This window comes from Salinimonas sediminis, from assembly GCF_003429285.1.
Taxonomy (GTDB): domain Bacteria; phylum Pseudomonadota; class Gammaproteobacteria; order Enterobacterales; family Alteromonadaceae; genus Alteromonas; species Alteromonas indica.
Genome location: NZ_CP031769.1, coordinates 2457299 through 2478581 on the forward strand (window position 1 = coordinate 2457299; position 21283 = coordinate 2478581).

General features: G+C 47.1%; 18 protein-coding genes. 14 read left to right on the top strand and 4 right to left on the bottom strand.

Translation table 11 applies throughout. The annotated features are described in order from the left end of the window. Nucleotides 1-138 precede the first annotated feature (138 nt). The 3 genes from aat (at nt 139) to infA (ending at nt 1889) form a co-directional block, all read left to right on the top strand. The gene (gene aat / locus D0Y50_RS11025; RefSeq protein ID WP_108567229.1) at nt 139-888 is read left to right on the top strand and encodes a leucyl/phenylalanyl-tRNA--protein transferase; all 750 of its coding nucleotides are present in this window, start codon (nt 139-141) and stop codon (nt 886-888) included. Then, the gene (locus D0Y50_RS11030; protein WP_117316983.1) at nt 885-1598 is read left to right on the top strand and encodes an arginyltransferase; all 714 of its coding nucleotides are present in this window, start codon (nt 885-887) and stop codon (nt 1596-1598) included. The genes aat and D0Y50_RS11030 overlap by 4 nt, the downstream gene beginning before the upstream one ends. A gap of 72 nt (nt 1599-1670) precedes the next feature. Continuing rightward, nucleotides 1671-1889, top strand: a complete 219-nt coding sequence (gene infA, locus D0Y50_RS11035; protein WP_108567227.1) for a translation initiation factor IF-1 — start codon at nt 1671-1673, stop codon at nt 1887-1889. A 96-nt stretch (nt 1890-1985) separates the two neighbouring features. Here the strand turns inward: infA and clpA are convergent, their stop codons facing one another. Together clpA and clpS are read right to left on the bottom strand one after the other, a co-directional pair. Next, nucleotides 1986-4265: an ATP-dependent Clp protease ATP-binding subunit ClpA gene (gene clpA / locus D0Y50_RS11040; RefSeq protein ID WP_108567226.1), complete on the bottom strand. Its 2280-nt coding sequence runs from the start codon at nt 4263-4265 to the stop codon at nt 1986-1988. Nucleotides 4266-4290: 25 nt separating this feature from the next. Then, nucleotides 4291-4611 (bottom strand): ATP-dependent Clp protease adapter ClpS, encoded by a 321-nt coding sequence (clpS, locus tag D0Y50_RS11045; protein WP_108567225.1) that lies wholly within the window; start codon nt 4609-4611, stop codon nt 4291-4293. Between the two features lie 204 nt (nt 4612-4815). Between clpS and cspD the strand changes: the two genes are divergently transcribed. Further along, nucleotides 4816-5037, top strand: a complete 222-nt coding sequence (gene cspD, locus D0Y50_RS11050; RefSeq protein WP_108567224.1) for a cold shock domain-containing protein CspD — start codon at nt 4816-4818, stop codon at nt 5035-5037. 1473 nt (nt 5038-6510) lie between these two features. On the opposite strand, the gene D0Y50_RS11055 is transcribed toward cspD, so the two are convergent. Continuing rightward, nucleotides 6511-8733: an NADP-dependent isocitrate dehydrogenase gene (locus D0Y50_RS11055; RefSeq protein WP_117316985.1), complete on the bottom strand. Its 2223-nt coding sequence runs from the start codon at nt 8731-8733 to the stop codon at nt 6511-6513. Nucleotides 8734-9123: 390 nt separating this feature from the next. Between D0Y50_RS11055 and D0Y50_RS11060 the strand changes: the two genes are divergently transcribed. The 7 genes from D0Y50_RS11060 to D0Y50_RS11090 all read left to right on the top strand — a co-directional run bounded on the left by D0Y50_RS11060 (nt 9124) and on the right by D0Y50_RS11090 (nt 15946). Continuing rightward, nucleotides 9124-9675 carry a pseudouridine synthase gene (locus D0Y50_RS11060; RefSeq protein ID WP_108567222.1) on the top strand — a complete coding sequence of 184 codons (552 nt, stop codon included), beginning with the start codon at nt 9124-9126 and terminating at the stop codon, nt 9673-9675. A gap of 107 nt (nt 9676-9782) precedes the next feature. Next, a complete protein-coding gene (gene mnmA, locus D0Y50_RS11065; RefSeq protein WP_117316987.1) occupies nt 9783-10922 on the top strand; it encodes a tRNA 2-thiouridine(34) synthase MnmA in 1140 nt (379 codons plus the stop codon). Beyond that, nucleotides 10922-11545, top strand: a complete 624-nt coding sequence (gene hflD, locus D0Y50_RS11070; RefSeq protein ID WP_108567220.1) for a high frequency lysogenization protein HflD — start codon at nt 10922-10924, stop codon at nt 11543-11545. Before mnmA ends, hflD begins: the two co-directional genes overlap by 1 nt. A gap of 18 nt (nt 11546-11563) precedes the next feature. Continuing rightward, the gene (purB, locus tag D0Y50_RS11075) at nt 11564-12937 is read left to right on the top strand and encodes an adenylosuccinate lyase (protein ID WP_117316989.1); all 1374 of its coding nucleotides are present in this window, start codon (nt 11564-11566) and stop codon (nt 12935-12937) included. A gap of 112 nt (nt 12938-13049) precedes the next feature. Further along, nucleotides 13050-14243 carry an adenylate/guanylate cyclase domain-containing protein gene (locus D0Y50_RS11080; RefSeq protein WP_117316991.1) on the top strand — a complete coding sequence of 398 codons (1194 nt, stop codon included), beginning with the start codon at nt 13050-13052 and terminating at the stop codon, nt 14241-14243. Nucleotides 14244-14291: 48 nt separating this feature from the next. Next, entirely contained in the window at nt 14292-15431 is a 1140-nt protein-coding gene (locus D0Y50_RS11085) for a cupin domain-containing protein (protein WP_117316993.1), read from the top strand. Nucleotides 15432-15487: 56 nt separating this feature from the next. Next, the gene (locus D0Y50_RS11090) at nt 15488-15946 is read left to right on the top strand and encodes a GNAT family N-acetyltransferase (RefSeq protein ID WP_108567216.1); all 459 of its coding nucleotides are present in this window, start codon (nt 15488-15490) and stop codon (nt 15944-15946) included. Nucleotides 15947-15961: 15 nt separating this feature from the next. Here D0Y50_RS11090 and ydiJ read toward each other — a convergent pair whose 3' ends face one another. After that, a complete protein-coding gene (ydiJ, locus tag D0Y50_RS11095) occupies nt 15962-19024 on the bottom strand; it encodes a D-2-hydroxyglutarate dehydrogenase YdiJ (protein WP_117316995.1) in 3063 nt (1020 codons plus the stop codon). Between the two features lie 175 nt (nt 19025-19199). On the opposite strand from ydiJ, the gene D0Y50_RS11100 reads away from it, so the two are divergent. The 3 genes from D0Y50_RS11100 to D0Y50_RS11110 all read left to right on the top strand — a co-directional run bounded on the left by D0Y50_RS11100 (nt 19200) and on the right by D0Y50_RS11110 (nt 21237). Further along, on the top strand, nt 19200-19415 hold the full coding sequence (locus D0Y50_RS11100) for a PGPGW domain-containing protein (RefSeq protein WP_117316997.1): 216 nt from the start codon (nt 19200-19202) through the stop codon (nt 19413-19415). A gap of 137 nt (nt 19416-19552) precedes the next feature. Next, entirely contained in the window at nt 19553-20479 is a 927-nt protein-coding gene (locus tag D0Y50_RS11105; RefSeq protein ID WP_117316999.1) for an ABC transporter ATP-binding protein, read from the top strand. Then, complete coding sequence (locus D0Y50_RS11110; RefSeq protein ID WP_117317001.1) at nt 20476-21237, top strand: ABC transporter permease; 762 nt, start codon at nt 20476-20478, stop codon at nt 21235-21237. The genes D0Y50_RS11105 and D0Y50_RS11110 overlap by 4 nt, the downstream gene beginning before the upstream one ends. Nucleotides 21238-21283 lie beyond the last annotated feature (46 nt).

A 21283-nucleotide genomic window follows, 5' to 3' on the forward strand; every position in this document is an offset into this window, starting at 1 on the left:
GCTATATTGGGTATAGTTTACCTTAGCCGGCGATGTATTAGCCCCCTTGCCTCCTTCGACAACGCGCTTTATGCTACAACAAAGCGTATTCACGATACCCTGCCCCAGCTACTTTACATATCGGTATTCAACAACTTTATGATAGAACTACCTTACCTGGCCGAGAATACACCCTTTCCTCCTGTTAGCGAGGCCCTGAACGACCCTAATGGGTTATTAGCGTTTGGTGGTTCATTAAGTGTAAGGCGGTTGTTTGAAGCCTATTCTAAAGGGATTTTCCCGTGGTTTAGTGATCAGGAACCGCTGCTATGGTGGTCACCGGATCCCCGCGCCATCATCGAACCGGCACAATTTAAGGCGTCTAAAAGCTTACGGAAACTGGCGCGCCAGCAACGTCACACGGTAACCATGAACTACGCTTTTGCTGAGGTTATACAACAGTGTGCGAGTATTGCCCGCAAAAGCCCTGGCAGTAACAGGATTAGCCACGATACCTGGATCACCCAAGAAATGTTATTGGCGTATCAGCGCTTGCACGATGCTGGCATGGCTCACTCGGTGGAGGTGTGGGATGACCACAATAAGTTAGTTGGCGGCCTATACGGCGTGGCGGTGGGAGCGGTGTTTTGTGGGGAATCTATGTTCCATATTGCGCCAAACACGTCTAAGCTTGCAATGTACGCATTGGTAAAGCATATGCTACGTAATGAGCTGGCTTTTATTGATTGTCAGTTGCCCACAGAGCATTTAAGCAGTCTGGGCGCCAGTACATTGCGCAGAACTGAATTTATTTCGCGCCTTAGCCAGCATAATACCATGCTGGATAATAACGGTAGTATTTCGCCACGCTATCAACAGCATTGGCAGAAGCAGGTTATTACCCTATGAAGTTTGGGATTACACAAACCTTTAATTGCAGTTATCTGGAAGATGAGCATGAACAACTGCTGGTATACGCTGAAAAAGACCAGGATTTTTCCTGGCGCTATGGCCAGCTTATTCAAGCGGGTTTCCGGCGTAGTGGGGAACAAATTTATCGACCTCACTGTCCGGCATGCACAGCTTGTCAATCTATCCGTGTATTGGTGACGCAATATGCGCCTAGCAAAAGCCAACGACGTTTAATTAAGCGAAACCGCCATCTGACTACGCGATTAAGCAGCCAGCCCGGCGAGGCGTACTATCCACTTTACGAACGCTATATCATCCAGCGCCATGCTGATGGTACAATGTACCCACCTAGCCGACAGCAATTCGATAGCTTTATTATGTGTGCCTGGAAAAAACCGGTGTTCATTGAAGCTTACGATGGCGAGACCTTAATTGCTGTAGCGGTCACCGATGATATTGATAACGGCAGTGATCATCAGGCCTTTTCGGCGCTATACACGTTCTTTGATCCTGACCCGGGTTATCACTCGTTAGGTAGCTGGATGATCATACAGCAGATAGAACACGCCAGGCAGTCTGGTAAAACATATCTTTATTTGGGCTATCAAATAGATAATTGTAATAAGATGAATTACAAACGCAAATTTGCCCCAAATGAACGTTTTTTGCAGAATAAATGGCAAAGTAGCGATAAAATTGATCTTTGAACTTTACACAGCGCGCTAAATTAGTTAAGGTCTGCGCGGCAAAATTTTGACTTACTGAGGTAACTGCTTTACATGGCAAAAGAAGATTCTATTGAAATGGAAGGTGTGGTACTGGATACCCTTCCTAACACAATGTTCCGCGTTGAACTAGAAAATGGTCACGTGGTAACTGCGCACATCTCCGGAAAAATGCGTAAAAACTATATCCGTATCCTGACAGGTGATAAGGTCACCGTAGAGATGACACCCTACGACCTGACGAAAGGCCGTATCGTGTATCGCGCGAGATAATATCAGTAAGTAAGAATCTTGACACCTGATAAGCAAAAACCCGGCTAATGCCGGGTTTTTATTTTATGGGTGCAGATGGTTATCTTACAAACTGAATCAGTTCGATTCAGTTTGCTCGTGTTGAGATGCTACACCAGAATAATCGAAGGTAAGCTTATCATCATCCAGGTCCACCTTCACATTACCGCCTTTAGCCAACTCGCCGAACAATAACTCATTCGCCAGTTCGCGCTTGATTTCATCCTTGATTAAGCGTGCCATAGGACGGGCTCCCATTGAACGATCGTAGCCTTTCTCGGCCAGGTATGCTCGAGCTTCGCTAGTAACTTCCAGCGACACGCCTTTCACATCAAGCTGAGCCTGTAATTCAATAATGAATTTGTCGACCACCTGAAGAATGATTTCAGAGTCAAGATGGTTAAACCAAATGATGCCGTCTAGCCGGTTACGAAACTCAGGCGAGAATATCTTATTGATCTCGCTAATCGCATCGTGGCTGTGGTCCTGTTGCTTAAAGCCGATGGATTTACGTACTGTTTCCTGTACTCCGGCGTTAGTAGTCATCACCAGAACCACATTTCTGAAATCCACTTTGCGGCCGTTATTATCCGTCAGCGTACCGTGGTCCATCACTTGCAGCAGAATATTGTAAATATCACTGTGGGCTTTCTCAATTTCATCGAGTAACACCACTGAGTACGGATTTTTAATCACAGCATCAGTAAGTAAACCGCCCTGGTCAAACCCTACATAACCAGGAGGTGCACCAATTAACCGGCTCACCGCATGGCGCTCCATGTACTCAGACATATCAAAGCGGACAAGCTCTACGCCCATGATTTTGCCCAACTGCTGGGTGACCTCCGTTTTACCTACCCCAGTTGGCCCAGCAAACAGGAAACTACCAATTGGCTTAGTTTCATTACCCAAGCCCGAACGAGACAGGTGAATAGCGTTGGTTAGCGTCTCTATTGCCTGGTCTTGACCAAACACCATCATCTTGAGATCGCGACTCAGGTTTTTGAGCACTTCTTTGTCAGAGGCTGAAACAGATTTCTCAGGAATTCTGGCCATCTTGGCAATAATCTGTTCGATTTCCGCTACATTGATGGTCTTTTTCCGCTTAGACTGCGGTAGCAAGCGCTGGCTAGCCCCTGCTTCATCCATAACATCAATGGCTTTATCGGGTAAGTGACGTTCGTTAATGTACTTAGCAGAGAGCTCAGCTGCAGCTTGCAATGCTTTACGGGTAAATCGCACACTATGATGCTCTTCGTAACGCTCTTTTAGCCCCAACAAGATTTTAGTGGTATCACTTACACTGGGCTCAACCACATCCACTTTTTGAAACCGGCGCGCTAAAGCACGGTCTTTTTCAAAAATACTTTGGTATTCCTGATAGGTGGTAGAACCAATACAGCGTAGTTCACCGCTACTAAGTTTCGGTTTAAGTAAATTCGACGCATCCATTACCCCACCTGATGCCGCGCCTGCGCCAATGATGGTATGGATCTCATCAATGAACAGTATAGCGTGCTCGTCTTTACTGAGTTCTTTAAGAATAGATTTCAGACGCTTCTCGAAGTCACCGCGGTATTTTGTGCCTGCCAATAAGCCGCCTAAATCGAGTGAGTAGACGGTACTTTGTGCAATCACCTCAGGGACATCGTCATTTACAATACGATAGGCCAGGCCTTCAGCGATGGCTGTTTTTCCGACGCCTGCTTCACCCACTAGCAAGGGGTTGTTCTTACGGCGGCGGCAAAGAATCTGAATGGTACGTTCAAGTTCTGAGTCGCGGCCAATCAGCGGGTCGATTTTACCTTCTTTGGCATGGCGGTTAAGATCAGTTGCATATTTACTTAACGCAGAGCCATTTTCATCGCCATCACTGCCTTCTTCGGTAGCATCGTTGTGACCTGGTGCTTCTTCGTCTTCTGCTTTACTCACCCCATGGCTGATAAAGTTGACGACATCAAGACGGGTAACATCTGATTTTTTCAGAATATATACTGCCTGTGATTCCTGCTCACTAAAAATGGCTACCAGCACATTAGCGCCAGTTACTTCGTCTTTACCCGACGACTGAACATGAAATACCGCGCGCTGAAGAACACGCTGAAAGCCCAGAGTGGGCTGAGTTTCCCGTTCACTGGCCTGGTCTTCCAGAATCAGCGGCGTGGTGTCTTTAACAAACTCAATCAATTCACTTTTGATTGCATCAATGTTGGCACCACAGGCTTTAAGGGCTTCCTGGGCAGAAGCGTTGTCCATCAATGCTAGTAGCAGATGTTCAACTGTCATAAATTCGTGGCGGTGTTCTCTGGCAAACACAAATGCTTCATTGAGTGTCTGCTCTAATTCTTTATTCAACATATCGCTCGCCCTATAGTTAGTTGACTTACGCCTGTTCCATGGTGCACATAAGTGGATGTTGGTGTTTACGTGCGTACTGATTCACCTGCATAACCTTGGTTTCAGCAATTTCTGCAGTATATATGCCACAAACAGCCTTACCTTGATAATGCACGGTTAACATAGTCTGATTGGCTTTCTCAGCGTCCATATTGAAAAAATGCACAAGTACTTCGACCACGAAATCCATCGGGGTGTAATCGTCGTTGTTTAACAACACTTTATACATTGGAGGCGGCTGCGTTTTCTTGCGCTGCGCTTCTCTGAGTTTTTCTTTTTCGATACTGATCGCGTTGTCTCTGCTCATAGTAATAGGATAGTGCCTTAGCGTATATTACGCTGAATTTTTTCGCTTAGATTAATTCTGCTAATTTACGCTTGACATTCAGTGTTTAAAAAATCTACAGTTTAGTTATGGCTATGTGAAGTGACGCATATAGTCATAGTTGCCCTTAAAACCTATTGTGGGGGCATAACTCTGTGAGTTCAAGGATTAAGAGGAAGTCGAAGTATGGCGGTTGGTAAAGTTAAATGGTTTAACAACGCAAAAGGTTTTGGTTTTATCGTCCCGGAAGACGGCGGCGAAGACATTTTTGCTCACTATTCAACCATCCAGATGGAAGGATATCGTTCGTTAAAAGCAGGACAGGATGTTACTTTTGAGGTTCAGCAGGGCCCCAAAGGACTCCACGCCGAAAATATCGGATTGCTTGACGAAGAACCAGAGCGTTAATACCTAACACCTTAATATCCAAAAGGGCTTTTCTCTGACATTTGTTAGTCAAAAGCCTTTTTTATGGGCGTCATCTGCCCGGTGCCCAGCCAGTTTGGACGCATTTCTTCTCATTATCCCCATTAGTAATGCCTGACTCCCCTAAGCCTATTTATTATTTGTAGCAATAGCCTTTCTACAGGCTATTTAACGGGTAGCTGCGACTAGTCATAGAATATTCGGTTATAGCCTGCATGAAGCCATCGCCCTGCTCACTATTTTCGTAGCTAACTTGTATCATCGGCCTACCTACCAGCAGGAAGGTTTCTGGCGTTTCGTACATGGTAAGGCCGGAGTTTTGCACTACAGCCTTTTACGGCCTGCTATGTAAGTCTTAAGAACGTTTTCTTTAAGTACTTCTGTGGGGGTCTTAGATATTTTTTATGCCCTGGCGTGACGATTAGTAGGAACTTCCATGGCTGCCTTCCAAGTTCGCGATATAGCTCTACTCCTATCCCTGGTCTGATGATTGGTGATAGCCATTTGTTGGTACCGGCACTCGGTAATTTGCTATGGGTGTCTTAGGGGCTATCTTCGGACCACCCCTTACCTTTTGAGGTGGGTGTCTTGCACAGGTTTCTCTATAGCCTTTTGCGGTCTGCTAGGGAAGTCTTAAAAACGTCTCCTTTAAGAACATTCGTGGGTCCCTTAAATATTCTTTATGCACTGGCTGTCTTCCAAGCTCACGATATAGACATACTCCTATCCCTGGTCTGATGATTGGTTATAGCCATTTGTTGGTACCGGCACTCGGTAATTTGCTATGGGTGTCTTAGGGGCTATCTTAAGAACTCCCCTTACCTTTTTGCGGTGGGTGTCTTGCACAGGTTTCTTTGGAAGTTTAGGAACGTTTTCTTTAAGAACTTCTGTGGGTGTCTTAGATATTTTTTATGCCCTGGCGTGACAATTAGTGGGAACTTCCATGGCTGTCATCCAAGCTCGCTATATAGCTATACTCCTGTCCCAGCCTGGGGAGTGGTAATACCGATATGGGAGGGTCGCCTCTCGGTAATTTGCTATGGGTGTCTTAGGGGCTATCTTAAAAACTCCCCTTGCCATTTTGCGGTGGGTGTCTTGCACAGGCTTGGTTTGGCTCATGTAAAATTTCAGTGAGCGCTGACGAAGTTGAATGGCTGCCAGCTGCAACTAATTTTGGGCCCTGTAAATGCGGGCCAGGTTAGCTTGTCTCGTCGTTCGTTTGTGCAGGTTTGATTTGCCAATACATAACATTTCTACTGCTCGCTAGCAGTTAAAGAAAATTTTTATACTGCGCGCTGGTACAACATTTACCACGAAGAATTCGCAACGTAGTGCGCAGGCTTGGTGCAGATGCGCCATAAAGCGGCAAAATGCCTAACAAAAAACCCGGCGCGGGGGCCGGGTTTTATACTCGTGGTTTTATTAAGGGATAAAGCCACTACATCAGGGGCAAACTTATCCTAAAATACCGTGCAATGTTTTGCTCGGAGACATGGCATTGTAAACCTTGTCTGTATCTGGATAGTAATAACCGCCAATTTGCTGTTCATGACCCTGGGTAGCATCAATCTCTTCCAGAATCTTGTCCATATTGGTTTCAAGTTGCTGTGCAATATCAGCAAATGTCGTAGCCAGCTCTTTATCTTCGGTTTGCGAGGCGACTTCCTGTGCCCAGTATAGCGCTAACCAGACATGGCTACCGCGGTTATCTAACTGGCCAGCTTTACGCTGTGGTGATTTACCATTATTCAGTAAGCTTTCAGTAGCACGATCTAACGCGGTACCGATAATTTTTGCTTTACCGTTACCATGTTTAATTGCCACATCTTCAAAAGATACCGCCAACGCTAAAAATTCGCCTAGCGAATCCCAGCGTAAGTGGCCTTCCTCTACAAACTGTTGAACATGTTTAGGCGCTGAACCACCTGCACCGGTTTCGTACAACCCGCCACCAGCCATCAATGGCACAATAGACAGCATTTTGGCACTGGTGCCTAATTCAATAATGGGGAATAAATCGGTCAGATAGTCACGCAGCACATTGCCGGTAACAGAAATAGTATCTAAGCCCCGGATTGCCCGTTCCATACTATAACGAATAGCGCGAACCGGTGACATAATTTGAATATCCAGGCCGTTAAGGTCGTGATCTTTCAAATACCGTTGTACTTTTTCTATTAACTGGGAGTCATGAGCACGTTCTTCATCCAGCCAGAATACCGCGGGCATACCAGACTGCCGTGCACGGGTCACGGCCAGTTTTACCCAGTCCTGAATCGGTGCATCTTTGGCCTGGCACATACGCCAGATATCGCCTTCTTCCACATCGTGTTCCATCAGAACATTGCCGTCCTGATCGACTATCTGCACTTTACCGTCAGCTTCCATCTCAAACGTTTTATCGTGCGAGCCATACTCTTCTGCTTTTTGCGCCATCAGCCCCACATTGGGTACTGTACCCATAGTGGTTGGGTCAAATGCGCCATGGGTTTTACAAAAATTAATGGCTTCTTGATAAATGGTCGCATAGGTGCTTTCTGGAATCACCGCTTTGGTATCATGCGCTTTTCCATCCGGTCCCCACATCTGACCCGAATTACGGATCATCGCTGGCATTGAAGCATCGACAATGACATCGCTGGGTACGTGCAGATTAGAAATACCTTTGTCTGAATTTACCATCGCGATGGGTGGACGGTTACCATAGCAAGCATTGATATCGCGTTGGATTTCTGAACGTTGGGACTCAGGCAGGCTCTCAATTTTATCGTAAACACTGCCTAAACCATTGTTAGGGTTGACACCAAGCTCATCGAACAGGTCGCCCCACTTATCAAACAGTTCTTTGTAAAATACTTTTACGCAATGTCCAAATACAATTGGATGAGAGACCTTCATCATGGTCGCTTTTACGTGCAGCGAGAATAATACGCCCGCTTCTTTGGCATCTTCAATTTGTTCTTCAAAGAATTCGCACAGCGCTTTTTTGCTCATGTACATGCCGTCGATAACTTCGCCAGCTAACAAATCAACCCGCGGCTTGAGGGTTTTTTTATTCCCCTGCTTGTCAGTAAATTCAATCGAGACATAACCGTCTTTATCTACCGTGGTAGACTTTTCGCTTGAGTAAAAGTCGCCACCGCGCATATGCGCTACGTGAGAGCGAGACGCCTGGCTCCACTCACCCATTGAATGAGGATATTTGCGAGCGTAATTTTTAACAGCTGTTGGCGCACGGCGATCAGAATTACCTTCCCGTAATACCGGATTTACCGCACTGCCTAATATTTTTCCGTAGCGTTCGCGAACATCTTTATCTTCATCAGTTTGCGGATCTTCAGGAAAAGCAGGTACCGCGTAACCTTTTGCATTAAGCTCTTTAATAGCGGCGCGAAGCTGAGGGATTGACGCACTGATATTGGGTAGTTTAATAATGTTTGCGTTCGGGTCCTGGGTCAATTCACCAAGCTGTGCCAACGCATCGGGTACCTTTTGATCGTCAGACAGATAGTCAGAGAAGTTGGCCAGAATGCGGGCAGCCAGAGAAATGTCACTCAACTCGATATCGATGTCTGCTGCACCAGCGAATTTTTCGATAATCGGAAGTAACGAGTAGGTCGCCAGCATTGGCGCTTCGTCGGTCTTGGTATAGACGATAGTCGACTTGGCTTTGGTCATTATATACCTCAAAGTTTGCGGTAAACTTACCGTAATTAGTCCATTGGGTGCGCTACATCACAGGGTATATAAGCTCCCTGGAGAAGCGCGTCTACAGGCATTCTTATGACACGGTTTGTAAGGCTGACCCTGCAAGAATGTTCCGCCTCGACCCATGACAGAGTAACTTACGTTATATATCAGCAAACCGGGCAAAAAATGCCGCGTCCATTAGTATAAGGACGAAAAGCGGAGTTACAAGTCATACCATTGTCTTATCCTGCCGGATCGGTGGTTGCACCGACAAGATACTGACATACAACAAGGTTTTACGAATAGTCACCCGCGGGGCAGCCTCACCCGCGCAACTCTGGTAGACTTCGTTTCCAATGTTATCTGCCTGAGAATATTATGTCTGTCAGCCCACCAAGTATCGTCTTGTTTAATAAGCCTTTTAATGTGTTATCCCAGTTCACCGATGGTGAAGGCAGAAAAACTCTCAAAGACTATATCCCCATTCCTGAGGTATATGCTGCTGGCCGACTGGACCGGGATTCAGAAGGTCTGCTGGTGTTAACCAATGATGGTAAGTTACAGCATAAATTGGCTAACCCGGAAGCTAAAACCAGTAAAACGTATTGGGCCCAGGTCGAGGGCGTTCCGGATAACCGGGCTATTGACCGATTGCAAGAAGGCGTGGAGCTTAAAGACGGTATGACGGCGCCAGCCAAAGTACAACGTATGGCCGAACCCGATCTATGGGCGCGAAATCCGCCGGTCCGTTATCGTCAGCATATCCCCACCACCTGGCTAAGTATCACATTAACCGAAGGCCGTAACCGACAGGTGCGCCGAATGACCGCCCACGTGGGCCACCCTACCCTTCGCCTGGTTCGTTACCGGGTGGGAAGCTGGACAATAGACGGGATTAATAATGGAGAGTACCTGCAATTTCAATTGTAATAAGATGGTTGAAAATAGCCTTAACAGCTGACTTTCATTGCCCTGTTAACCAGGTGCCAAAAGCGCTTATTTCTGCTAGAATTCGCGACCTTTAAACCAATAGCGCAATGAGTGAAGAGAAAACGGTGACAGAATCTACTTCCAGCCCCCAGGCCCCCGCAAAGCAAAAAGTGATCGTCGGTATGTCCGGCGGCGTTGACTCCTCGGTATCTGCCTACTTGCTGCAACAGCAGGGTTACCAGGTAGAGGGGTTATTTATGAAAAACTGGGAAGAAGACGACAATGACGAATATTGTGCTGCTGCAGATGATTTGGCAGATGCGCAAGCCGTAGCCGACAAACTCGGCATATATCTTCACACAATTAATTTTGCGGCTGAGTACTGGGATAATGTGTTTGAGTATTTCTTAGCCGAATACAAAGCCGGCCGCACGCCAAACCCGGATATCATGTGCAACAAAGAAATCAAGTTTAAAGCGTTTTTAGAGTTCGCTGCAGAAGACCTTGGCGCAGATTACATTGCCACCGGTCATTATGTTCAGCGGCGCTTGGTGGATGGCAAATGGCAGATGTTACGTGGCTTGGATACCAACAAAGATCAAAGCTACTTTTTGTATACGCTAAGTCATGAGCATATCGCTAAAACGTTGTTCCCGGTTGGCGATATAGAAAAGCCTGAAGTACGCCGTATTGCTGAGCAGCAAGGCCTTGTTACTGCAGACAAAAAAGATTCTACCGGTATTTGCTTTATCGGTGAACGCAAGTTTAAAGACTTCTTGTCCCGGTATTTACCCGCCCAACCTGGCACTATTGAAACGGCTGAGGGCCAACCGATAGGCCAGCACGAAGGGTTAATGTATCACACGCTGGGGCAACGAAAAGGTCTGCATATTGGCGGTTTAGCTGAATTTGGTGATGAGCCCTGGTATGTCGTGGATAAAGACGTTAGCCGCAATGTACTAATTGTTGGCCAAGGTGCCGATCACCCGCGCCTGTATTCAAACGGACTGGTGGCAAAGCAGCTGCACTGGGTAAACCGTGAACCCCTTACCGCCCCTCTTAGCGCCAGCGTTAAAACCCGTTATCGCCAACATGATATTGCTTGTACGATTACGCCTACCGGCGATGATACCTTACAAGTGATATTTGACGAGCCGCAGAAGGCTGTTACTCCTGGCCAGTCTGCCGTGTTCTATCTAGACGAGGTTTGCCTGGGCGGGGCTATTATTGAGAGTTATATTCGTTGATGCTGGATCCTAAAATAGAGCAACATCTGGCCCTGGCAGGCGTTTGCCAGGCCGCCGCATTGGTCAAACAGGTTGCCCGGAAGGGAAATGTCGATCACGATGCGTTTGAAGCAAGCCTGTCAAGTATTCTGGTTACTGAACCGGATAGCCCGCAACATGTGTTTGGTAGCCTGAGTAATCTTAAAATCGGCTACCAGACATTACTGGCGCAGTTAGCCGATAAATCAGGCAATAAAGATACTGAGTTAACCCGCTATATTGCTAGTATTCTGGGCCTGGAACGTAAGTTGTCGCGTAAGCCAGCTGCGCTGAATGAATTAAGCGAGCGCATATCGCATGTGCAACGACAGTTAGCTCATGTCAGTTTCGATAATGCGCAAATTGTAGGCTCACTGGCCAGTATATATTCTGACATTGTTAGCCCGTTGGCTCCCCGTATCCAGGTAGCCGGTAATCCTGACCACTTACGCCAACCGGTCAATCAGCACCGCGTCAGGGCTTTGCTTTTGGCGGGTGTGCGCGCCGCGGTAATGTGGCGTCAAATGGGTGGTCAGCGACGCCAGATTTTGCTTAACCGTAAGCGTATTGTAGATAGTGCTACACAAGCACTGCGATTAATTTAAATGTGAGGAGCATGTAAGGTGGAACTGTCCCAGTTAACCGCGATTTCCCCGGTAGATGGCCGCTACGCAAGTAAAAGCGAAGCATTACGGGGTATTTTTAGTGAGTATGGCTTGTTGAAATACCGTGTTCAGGTTGAGGTCCGCTGGTTACAGCTATTAGCTCAACATGAACAAATTAGCGAAGTTCCTGCCTTTAGTCCGCAATCTACTGCATTACTGGATACGCTAGTGGCCGATTTTTCGGTTGACGATGCGATGCGCATTAAAGATATCGAGCGCACTACCAATCATGACGTTAAAGCGGTGGAATACTTTTTAAAAGAAAAAGTCGCAAACAACAGCGAACTACATGCAATCAGTGAATTCATCCACTTTGCCTGCACATCTGAAGATATTAATAATCTTTCCCACGGTTTAATGTTAACCGAGGCCCGCGAAACGGTCATCCTGCCCTACTGTGATAAAATTATCAGCGAATTAAAGCGGTTAGCTAAAGAGTACCGCGATGTGCCGATGATGGCCCGCACCCATGGTCAGCCTGCTACCCCTACCACTATGGGTAAGGAAATGGCGAATGTGGCAATGCGCCTGATTCGTCAACGTGAGCAGATTGCAGCGGTTTCTTTACTGGGCAAAATAAACGGCGCTGTGGGCAATTATAACGCCCATCTCTCAGCTTATCCCGATATAGACTGGCACGATGTTGCGCAAACCTTTGTTACCAGTCTGGGGCTAACCTGGAACCCATACACAACACAGATTGAGCCGCACGATTACATCGCGGAGTTATTTGATGCAGTAGCACGCTTTAATACTATTTTGATTGATTTTGACCGGGATGTTTGGGGTTACATAGCCATGGGTCATTTCAAACAAAAAACAGTAGCAGGCGAAATTGGTTCTTCTACCATGCCGCATAAAGTTAACCCGATTGATTTTGAAAACTCAGAAGGCAATCTGGGCCTGGCAAATGCTATATTTAGTCATCTGGCCACCAAATTACCCATCTCACGCTGGCAGCGCGACCTGACTGATTCTACTGTATTACGTAACCTTGGGGTGGGTGTAGGTTATGCAGTTATTGCCTATCAGGCGACATTAAAAGGTATTAGTAAGCTGGAAGTGAATGAAGCCAGCTTGTTGGCTGAGTTAGACAATAACTGGGAGCTGCTGGCTGAACCCATTCAAACGGTGATGCGGCGTTACGGAATCGAGAAACCGTACGAAAAGCTTAAAGAGCTTACCCGGGGCAAGAAGGTGAACGCGCAGGCCATTAGCACGTTTATCGATTCATTAGCCTTACCAGACAGTACCAAAGTTGAGTTGAAAAAACTGTCTCCGGCCAGTTATATTGGGGATGCACAAAGATTGGTAGATCAGTTACCTGAGTAGCCTTCAAACAGGCTTATTTAGTTAGACCCACGGAACAGGGCCTATAATAAATACAGCACCGGGGGCCAGGTAATATTGCACCGGCCCTCTTATTTATGGATGACGTTACGCTGTGTATGTAAATGCTTTAAAATCCCAGGCGGGTATCACCCGCCTTATCACCAATATCAGTTTTGCTGCGTTAACTGCACTGGTTTCGTATTCACTATATTTAGAGTACATTGCGGGTGAAACCAGCACACTGGTATTGTCTAATTTCACCCTACACGCCGCGTTTTTTACTGCCACCCTATTTTTAAGTCGTCGTCATTCAGATACCGCGTTTCGACAGGTACGTGGATTATTTCTAATCGCATTAGTCTCGACCTTCACGACGACCTCAATCCTATGGCAACAAGAAAATGGCATGCAGTATTTTCTTCTACTTTCCATGGTTGGTTGTGACTACTTCTTTCGCCCGGATGAACCAAAGCTACAGCGACTGGCCGAAACGGGTTGTTTGCTAGCGTTTCTGGTAGCCGAGTTATTTATTGTTTTACCGCAGGGGCCGGTGTGGGAATCGATACGCTTCATGAATGGAGTAATTCTGGGGGTTGTCAGCTTGTTATTTCTACGTGCTATCCGCCGAAGCCATAGCCACGCCACCCATCACCGCATACACCAGGACAAGCTTATTGCCAGTTTGCTGCCCGCTGACCCGGACAAACCTGGCAGCTACTGGCAAATTGGTGAAACCCGTAAGCTGGATAATGTCAGTGTGCTATTTGCCGATTTACAGGGCTACACCCAACTAAGTAAAAAACTGAATGATGATGAAGTGGTAACCATACTAAACAACCTGTATCGCGAATTCGACCATATCGCGAATAAGTTTGGTGTAGAAAAAATCAAAACCAATGGCGATCAGTATATGGCTGCTACCGGCATCCCTATCACCCAACACGGGGGGCTGGCGCCGGTGGGCAATAATAGTATACGGCTATGTTATTTCGCCTTCGCTATTATTGATGTAGTCGCCAATCTTCGCCAGCGCCTGAATATCGATATTAGCATTCGTATAGGTATTGCTTCTGGCAGCGTCACCGGCGGAATTATTGGCCAGCATAAACCCTATTTTGATATTTGGGGTAAAACCGTCAACCTGGCAGCCAGGCTTGAGCAACACTCAATTCCTGATGTTATTACAGCCTGCCCTGCCACTGCCCGGATTTTACAAGAAGAGGTTACAGGGGCATTTTCAGCTGAACCCGCCCGCTGCTCGGATACTGAATATAGCGGCCACTATATTCAACGCAAAAGCGCCTGAATTTTTGTATAATGCCGTTATTGTAAAGACAACGGCAGCCTCCTAACAGTGCACAATTTACAACTCGATAAAGCTATTTTTCTACGCGATTACTGGCAGCAACAGCCTATGGTAATTCGTCAGGGGTTTCCCGGTTTCGACGATTTTCTTGATGAACATGATCTTGCCGGGCTCAGCGAGCTGGAGGAAGTTGATAGCCGTATTATTCAGTTTCATCAGCAACAGTGGCGCATTGAGCATGGCCCGTTTGAGGATTTTGAGGCTATCTGCCAGGGCGCATGGACGCTATTGGTACAGGGCGTAGACCGCTATATAGACGAGGCGGCAGAGCTTATGGAAGCATTTAACTTTGTACCGTACTGGCGCATGGATGATTTGATGATCAGCTATGCTACGCCGGATGCCGGCGTGGGCCCACATCTGGACCAGTATGATGTATTCCTGGTGCAAGGCCAGGGCCGGCGTCATTGGAAGGTTGGCCGGCCGGGCAATCACGAGACACATTTTCCACATCCGCAGCTAGCCCAGGTGGCCCCCTTCCCACCGGTTATTGATGTGATATTAGAGCCTGGGGATATTTTATATATCCCGCCGGGTTGGCCCCATGATGGCGTCGCTCTAGATAATTGTTTGACGTATTCAGTCGGTTTTCGTGCCCCCGACCAGCGTCAGTTGGTGAACGCCTTACCGGATATTTTTGATGAGCAAAACATCCATAATGTGCGCTATAGCGATGCTACCCGACAGCCAGCCAGACATCCTGGACGGGTTACCCAGTCTGAACTAAGCACGCTTAAGTCAATGATTCTGGACGCTCTCAACCAGCCCCAGTGGGAGCAGTCGGTAATGCGACTGCTTAGCGATCAACAACTTCCTATACAAGTGCCCGCCACGCTGATTCAGCCACAAGCAGTTGTCGAAGCAGTAAACACGGGGGAGCGGGTATGCCGTATGCCCGGCTGTCGACCATTGTTTTTAGACAATAAAGATACCGCAGGACTCCACTTTTTTATCAATGCAGAAGGCTTTACTTACGCCGGAGATAACACGGCACCTTTATTATCTTTACTCGTCGGTGAGCCAGTTAACAATATATTCGTAGAAACCTATAAGCCGGATGGTGCATTTTTTGATCTTTTGGCTACACTAATTAACAAGGGCTATTGGGAATTAACGGACAATTCTTAAGTTGTTAGCCACTATCACGCGCAGGGAATGGGCATGACATAAGATGGGCGATAACTATGGCGTTTTTAGTAGAAAATGTAGACTGGAGCAGCGCCAGTCAGCGTTTAACCGAATTGCGGGAAAAAGTTTTTGTGCTTGAATGGCAAATGCCCCGGGATAGTGAATTTGATGAACATGACCATCGCGCCAGCCATATTATTATAAGCACCCCGGACAAACAGCCTATCGCCACGGCCCGTTTAACCGAGCATGGCGAGATTGGCCGTATGGCCATTCGTATTGGCTACCGCAATTTACCAGTGTATCGCTTATTGTTTAGCGCTCTGATAGCCCAAGCCAGGGTAATGAATGTTGCATCCGTTCGACTGTGTTGCGATTTAACCAGCGTAGACCATCACACTAAATTAGGTTTCACCCCTACCGGACAGGTATTTATGGAAGCTGGCATTGCCCGCCAGGTAATGACCTGTCCGATTAGTCGCTGCAAATTGCCTGATGTAACCCAATTGCATTAGTCTGCTTTCGGTTCCTTAGCGAGACTGAAGCCTGGTAAGTAAATGCTGCAAGGGGTGGCCAGGTTTAAAATTGTCTATTCTGGCTACCTGCGAGCGACACGAATAGCCAGTTGCCATGATCTGGTCTGGCGCATAGCGGCCTACCGCCTGCTCCCAGGACAACTTATAGATCCCTATCGAATTCGCTTTCTGCTTGGCTTCATGGCCGTAAGTTCCTGCCATTCCACAGCACCCAACCGCAATAATATCTACCGGTTGATTTACCCGGCCAAAAATTGCCTGCCAGCTTTTTTCACTGTTTGGTAACGCCGTTTTTTCCGTACAATGAGCAAATAGGGCTAGCGGTTTGCCATCGCTCGTGTGTTCAGCCGGCAGGAACCACTCGGAAGGCAATTGGGATAGCCACTCCTCTACTGTATTAACGGTAAACTCACCCCGGGCCTCCCCTAGCGCCTTTACGTATTCGTCCCGATAGCACAGCACCAACGAGGCGTCTACGCCTACCATAGGGATGTTCAGGCTATTAAGTTGGTTAAGAAATTGCGCCGTATTTGCTGCGGTTTTAGCGAATTTGGTAAGAAATCCTTTTACATGTTCAGGCTTGCCATTTGGCTTAAAGGGAAGCAAAACCGGCGTAACACCGAGCTTGTGCGCCAGCGCTACAAAATCTGCAACCAACTCCGCTTCGTAATACGAGGTAAACGGATCCTGCACTATAAGTACGTGTTTTTGCTTTTCTTGTGAGGTCAGCGCACTTAGCCTGGATAAATCAAATTGCTGGACTTGTTCATCTAAGCGTTGCTTCAAAGGCGGTGCTGATAACAAAGGCATATCCACATAGCCCGCCGCTTTTTGCATCGCCCGATTAAACCAGGTTTGGCGCTGGAAAAAATTAATAAATTTGGGCATTTTGGCCATTTGCGGGGCCATTTGCTCAATATTGGCTACCAGGTAGTCTTTTAGTGGTCGGCTATATCGTTGGTAATATACGGATAAAAAGCGCGCCCGAAAATCCGGAACATCCACTTTTATAGGGCACTGACTCGAGCAGGATTTACACGCCAGGCAGCCATCCATTGCCTCAAACACTTCATGAGAAAAATCAGACTGCTGACTACGGCTGTTACGCCATTTAGCCAGCCAGGAATGCGTGAACTGGGTGGCGCTAAGCTGTCCGGTATTTACCCCCTGTTCTGCCAGCAAGCGTAGCCATTCACGAATGAGGCCGGCCCGGCCTTTGGGACTGTGGCGTCGATCGCCGGTAATCTTAAACGACGGGCACATCGGCGACGTTGTATCATAGTTAAAACACAAGCCATTGCCATTACAGTTCAGGGCCGGTTGGTAGGCTTCTTTAAAAGACACCGGGATCTGACGGTCGTAGGTAGCTCGCTTGACATCCGCCACCCTTACCAGGGTATCGGTACTGTTCAGCGGCGTACAGATTTTACCGGGGTTCATTTTATTGGCAGGATCGAAAACGCCTTTAATTTTGCGTAATTCGGCAAATAACATCTCACCAAAAAATTCGGGACCATATTCACTGCGATAGCCCTTACCATGTTCCCCCCACATCAACCCACCGTAACGGGCTACTAGCGCAACGACTTCATCAGATATTTGATGCATAAGCTGTTCCTGCGCTGGATCAGTGAGATCCAGCGCAGGACGGACATGGAGAACCCCTGCATCGACATGTCCGAACATCCCATATTGTAACTGATGGGCATCCAGCAAGGCGCGAAAATCCATTATAAAATCAGCCAGATTTTCTGGTGGTACGCCAGTATCTTCAGCAAATGCTATAGGTTTTTTAGGCCCATCGGCCTTACCTAATAAGCCCACCGCTTTTTTGCGCATGGCATAAATTTTACCAATGTCCGCTTTGTCATGGGTAAGCTGGAAACCTATAACGCCGTTATTGCCCTGTTGAATATCCGCTTGCAACTCTTTTTCTAATCGGGCAATTTGCTGTTCAATTTCCTGCTGGTCATTGCTGTTATACTCAACCATATTGAGCCCCAGCAGGGTTTTATCAGGAACATCCGTAATAAGGTCGGCAATGGAGTGCCAGACAATATCTGTTTTTGCCAGGTTCAATACTTTGCTATCTACTGTTTCTACCGAGGTAGCCTGGGCAGCGATCATGCGCGGTGCATGACGTAAAGCAGACTCAAAACTATCGTATTTTATATTCACCAAAGTCGTATAGCGAGCTATAGGGGTGATGGAAAGCTTCGCTTCGGCGACAAACGCCAATGAGCCTTCCGCGCCTGTTATCAGGCGGCTGATATCGATTAGCTGATTGTCCGCATCGTATGCATGTTCCAAATCGTAACCGGTCAGAAAGCGGTTCATACGCGGAAATTTAGCTAAGATAGCCTCGCGCTTATCTACACATGTGGCTAATACCTGGCGCATAATGCGCGCTAATGTATCACTGCCCGCGGCGCACCGGCGGGCCTCTGCTACCGATACCGGGGAAGTTTGCAGTAATTCGCCGTTGGCCAGAACCGACGTCAGACCCAACACGTGGTCACTGGTTTTGCCATATTTGAGTGATCCCTGCCCCGAGGCATCGGTACTGATCATTCCCCCCAGGGTTGCCCGGTTACTCGTTGAAAGATCCGGTGAGAAGAAATACCCAAAAGGGCGCAGCGCATCGTTAAGGGCATCTTTCACCACACCGGTTTGAACTTTAACCCAGCCTTCATCAATATTAATCTCTAATATCTGATTTAAGTGGCGCGATAGGTCCACTACAATTCCCGATGTCAGGCTTTGGCCGTTGGTTCCCGTGCCGCCGCCCCGCGCCGAAAATTTAACCTCGCTGTGCTGATTTGCCAGTTCGCCCAAACATTGTAAGTCGCTCACCGATGTTGGATAAACCACCGCCTGCGGTATTTTCTGGTAGACAGAATTATCCGTTGCCATCGCCATCCGACTGGCGTAGGTGTATTCAATATCCCCGTTAAACGCACTGCGTGCCAGTGCATCCAGGTAGGTCCGGTAGGCCTGCGACAAGGTATTTTCAAGGGCAATGCGTGGCAAATTCAACGACTTAACTCCGTACTTCATTATGCTATCTAGTATACCCGTGTCCCCTTCACGGCTCTAGGTAAAATGCTGCTTTCTTATACCAAATTTTTGTAACGTATGACCCCGACATATTCCCTTACATTCTGCTACTGGTATTTGCATTTAGGTTTACGCTAAGGTCAGTATGGATAATTTTTTCACGTGTTGGATAGTGATGAGAATAATTAGATTAACGGTTGGCGGGCTACTTTTTATCGCTGGCATCGTACTGACATTGTTACCCGGCTCGATCTTACTGGTAGTGAGCGGGTTGGTTATACTCAGCTATGATTGGCCGCGGGCGCGTTCCTGGCTGGGGTTTTGCCAACGCTCCATGCGCCATAGTGCGCTTAAAATCGATCGGTACTTGCTAGCCCGCAAGTTACGGTAAGCCAGGTTATGATACTGTGCTGGCGCCAGGTAGCATAAAGTCCTATAGGTTACTTTCAAGTATTTTGCCCCTGCGCAAGATAGTGCTCAGCCCTTATTAATGGATATAAAGGTTTAATTTACAGCAAGGATGCCGTCATGCTTAGTGTTAACGGACTTACCAAAGCTTATGCTGGAAAACCAGCGATAAGCGATATCACTTTCACTGTGCAGCCTGGTGAGGTAGTTGCCCTGCTTGGCGCTAACGGTTCAGGTAAAACCACTACCATTCAGTCTATTTGTCGTCTGCTAGAATGGGACGATGGCGATATCATCTTAAATGGTGCATCTACACGGGGTAGCCCGGGTTTTCAACAAAATATCGGTGCAGTATTAGGCGGTTGCCGTAATACAAACTGGCGGCTTACAGCAAAACAAAACGCCGACTATTTTGCCCGTTTGCGTGGTGTCACGGGTAAAGATGTTCAGCAACGTATCTGCGCTTTACATGCCGCGTTAGGGTTAGACACCTACGCAGACAAAGAAGTCATGAAGCTGTCTACTGGTAACAAGCAGAAAGTGGCGCTACTGTGTGCGTTAAGCTACCAGCCTGCTTATGTGATGTTGGATGAGCCCACATTGGGGCTAGACTTCACTACCATCGCTGAGTTACAGAAAATCATTGAGCATCAGTCACAACATTCTGCGCAAGGCTTTTTAATCACCAGTCATGATTTAGGCTTTATTGATAAAATATGTTCAAAAGTGGTGGTGCTTGATGAAGGAAGATTACTCTTTAGGGGCAGCTTTCCAGACTTAAAGGCCAAACTTTTTACTTATGAGTTTGCCTTGTGCCTAAACAATAACGCCGATTATAAAACGATTCTTGAAACGTGCTGGCAGGGACGTTATATCCATCAGTTGATTGACAATAAATTAATCGTTAATTACGAAGCTGCCGAGCAATGTTTGCCCACAATGCATTTTTTACATCAACATAGGCTTACCCCGCTCGAGCTTACTATTACAATGTTATCAGCTGAAACAGCCTACCAAACTTTACTTAATCAGAAGGAGTCTGTATGAGCCTGCACCTGCTGGTTAACGAAACTCGCCTGCAATATTACGAAATGCGCCAGTATTGGTTTGAAACGGTGAGCGCCCTCGCCTTCATGACCGCCGTGTTTATCGGGTTATTTTACGGTGTTAAAAGTTTTATCGTGAATCAACAAGATGCCAGCAGCCTTGATGGCTTACTATTTGGTTTTATATTATGGAGCTTTGCCAGTAGTGCTTATGGCTCTATTACCAAAAGTGTTATTGAAGATACGCAGAAAGGCTACATTGAGCAGCTTTTTTTATGTCCAAAAGGCTTTGTGCGGGTGATGTTATGCCGCGCCACTATTGAGGCGCTAAGTGGTCTTATTATCATGACGATAATCGCGTACCTTAGCATGTGGTTAACCGGTAACTGGATCACGTTGCACCTTCCCATGCTATATGGCATTTTACTTTTAGCCGCGCCCTCCCTGGTAGGTTTAGGATTGATGGTAAGTGGCCTGGCATTGATGTTTAAACGCGTTTCCACCATAGGCGCAATGTTGACCCTTGCGCTGATGGGCTTGGTGGCACTAGACGGGCTGCCCTTAAATCTATTTTCCCTGCTACCCTTTGTTGCGGGTAGTTCTTTAGCCAGGCTTGCGGTACTAAACCATCAACCACTCGAGCTAATCGATATCCTGATAGTCGCCGGCAATTCCGCGGGCTACCTATTCGCTGGTATTTTGATCTTCACCTATTGCGAAAAAAGAGCGAAACGCCACAACCTGATAGGACAGTATTAGCGAAGTGGCGTGCGGGGGAGTTCGATTAAGTCGTTACCAAGATGAA

Bases quoted from the DNA above. Each gene is read 5' to 3' on its own strand.
- cspD (WP_108567224.1), top strand. From the start codon at position 4,816: ATGGCGGTTGGTAAAGTTAAATGGTTTAACAACGCAAAAGGTTTTGGT.
- D0Y50_RS11030 (WP_117316983.1), top strand. From the start codon at position 885: ATGAAGTTTGGGATTACACAAACCTTTAATTGCAGTTATCTGGAAGAT.
- D0Y50_RS11055 (WP_117316985.1), bottom strand. From the start codon at position 8,733: ATGACCAAAGCCAAGTCGACTATCGTCTATACCAAGACCGACGAAGCG.
- ydiJ (WP_117316995.1), bottom strand. From the start codon at position 19,024: ATGAAGTACGGAGTTAAGTCGTTGAATTTGCCACGCATTGCCCTTGAA.
- D0Y50_RS11110 (WP_117317001.1), top strand. From the start codon at position 20,476: ATGAGCCTGCACCTGCTGGTTAACGAAACTCGCCTGCAATATTACGAA.
- D0Y50_RS11090 (WP_108567216.1), top strand. From the start codon at position 15,488: ATGGCGTTTTTAGTAGAAAATGTAGACTGGAGCAGCGCCAGTCAGCGT.
- clpS (WP_108567225.1), bottom strand. From the start codon at position 4,611: ATGAGCAGAGACAACGCGATCAGTATCGAAAAAGAAAAACTCAGAGAA.
- infA (WP_108567227.1), top strand. From the start codon at position 1,671: ATGGCAAAAGAAGATTCTATTGAAATGGAAGGTGTGGTACTGGATACC.
- D0Y50_RS11105 (WP_117316999.1), top strand. From the start codon at position 19,553: ATGCTTAGTGTTAACGGACTTACCAAAGCTTATGCTGGAAAACCAGCG.
- D0Y50_RS11100 (WP_117316997.1), top strand. From the start codon at position 19,200: ATGAGAATAATTAGATTAACGGTTGGCGGGCTACTTTTTATCGCTGGC.
- D0Y50_RS11060 (WP_108567222.1), top strand. From the start codon at position 9,124: ATGTCTGTCAGCCCACCAAGTATCGTCTTGTTTAATAAGCCTTTTAAT.
- aat (WP_108567229.1), top strand. From the start codon at position 139: ATGATAGAACTACCTTACCTGGCCGAGAATACACCCTTTCCTCCTGTT.
- mnmA (WP_117316987.1), top strand. From the start codon at position 9,783: ATGAGTGAAGAGAAAACGGTGACAGAATCTACTTCCAGCCCCCAGGCC.
- hflD (WP_108567220.1), top strand. From the start codon at position 10,922: ATGCTGGATCCTAAAATAGAGCAACATCTGGCCCTGGCAGGCGTTTGC.
- clpA (WP_108567226.1), bottom strand. From the start codon at position 4,265: ATGTTGAATAAAGAATTAGAGCAGACACTCAATGAAGCATTTGTGTTT.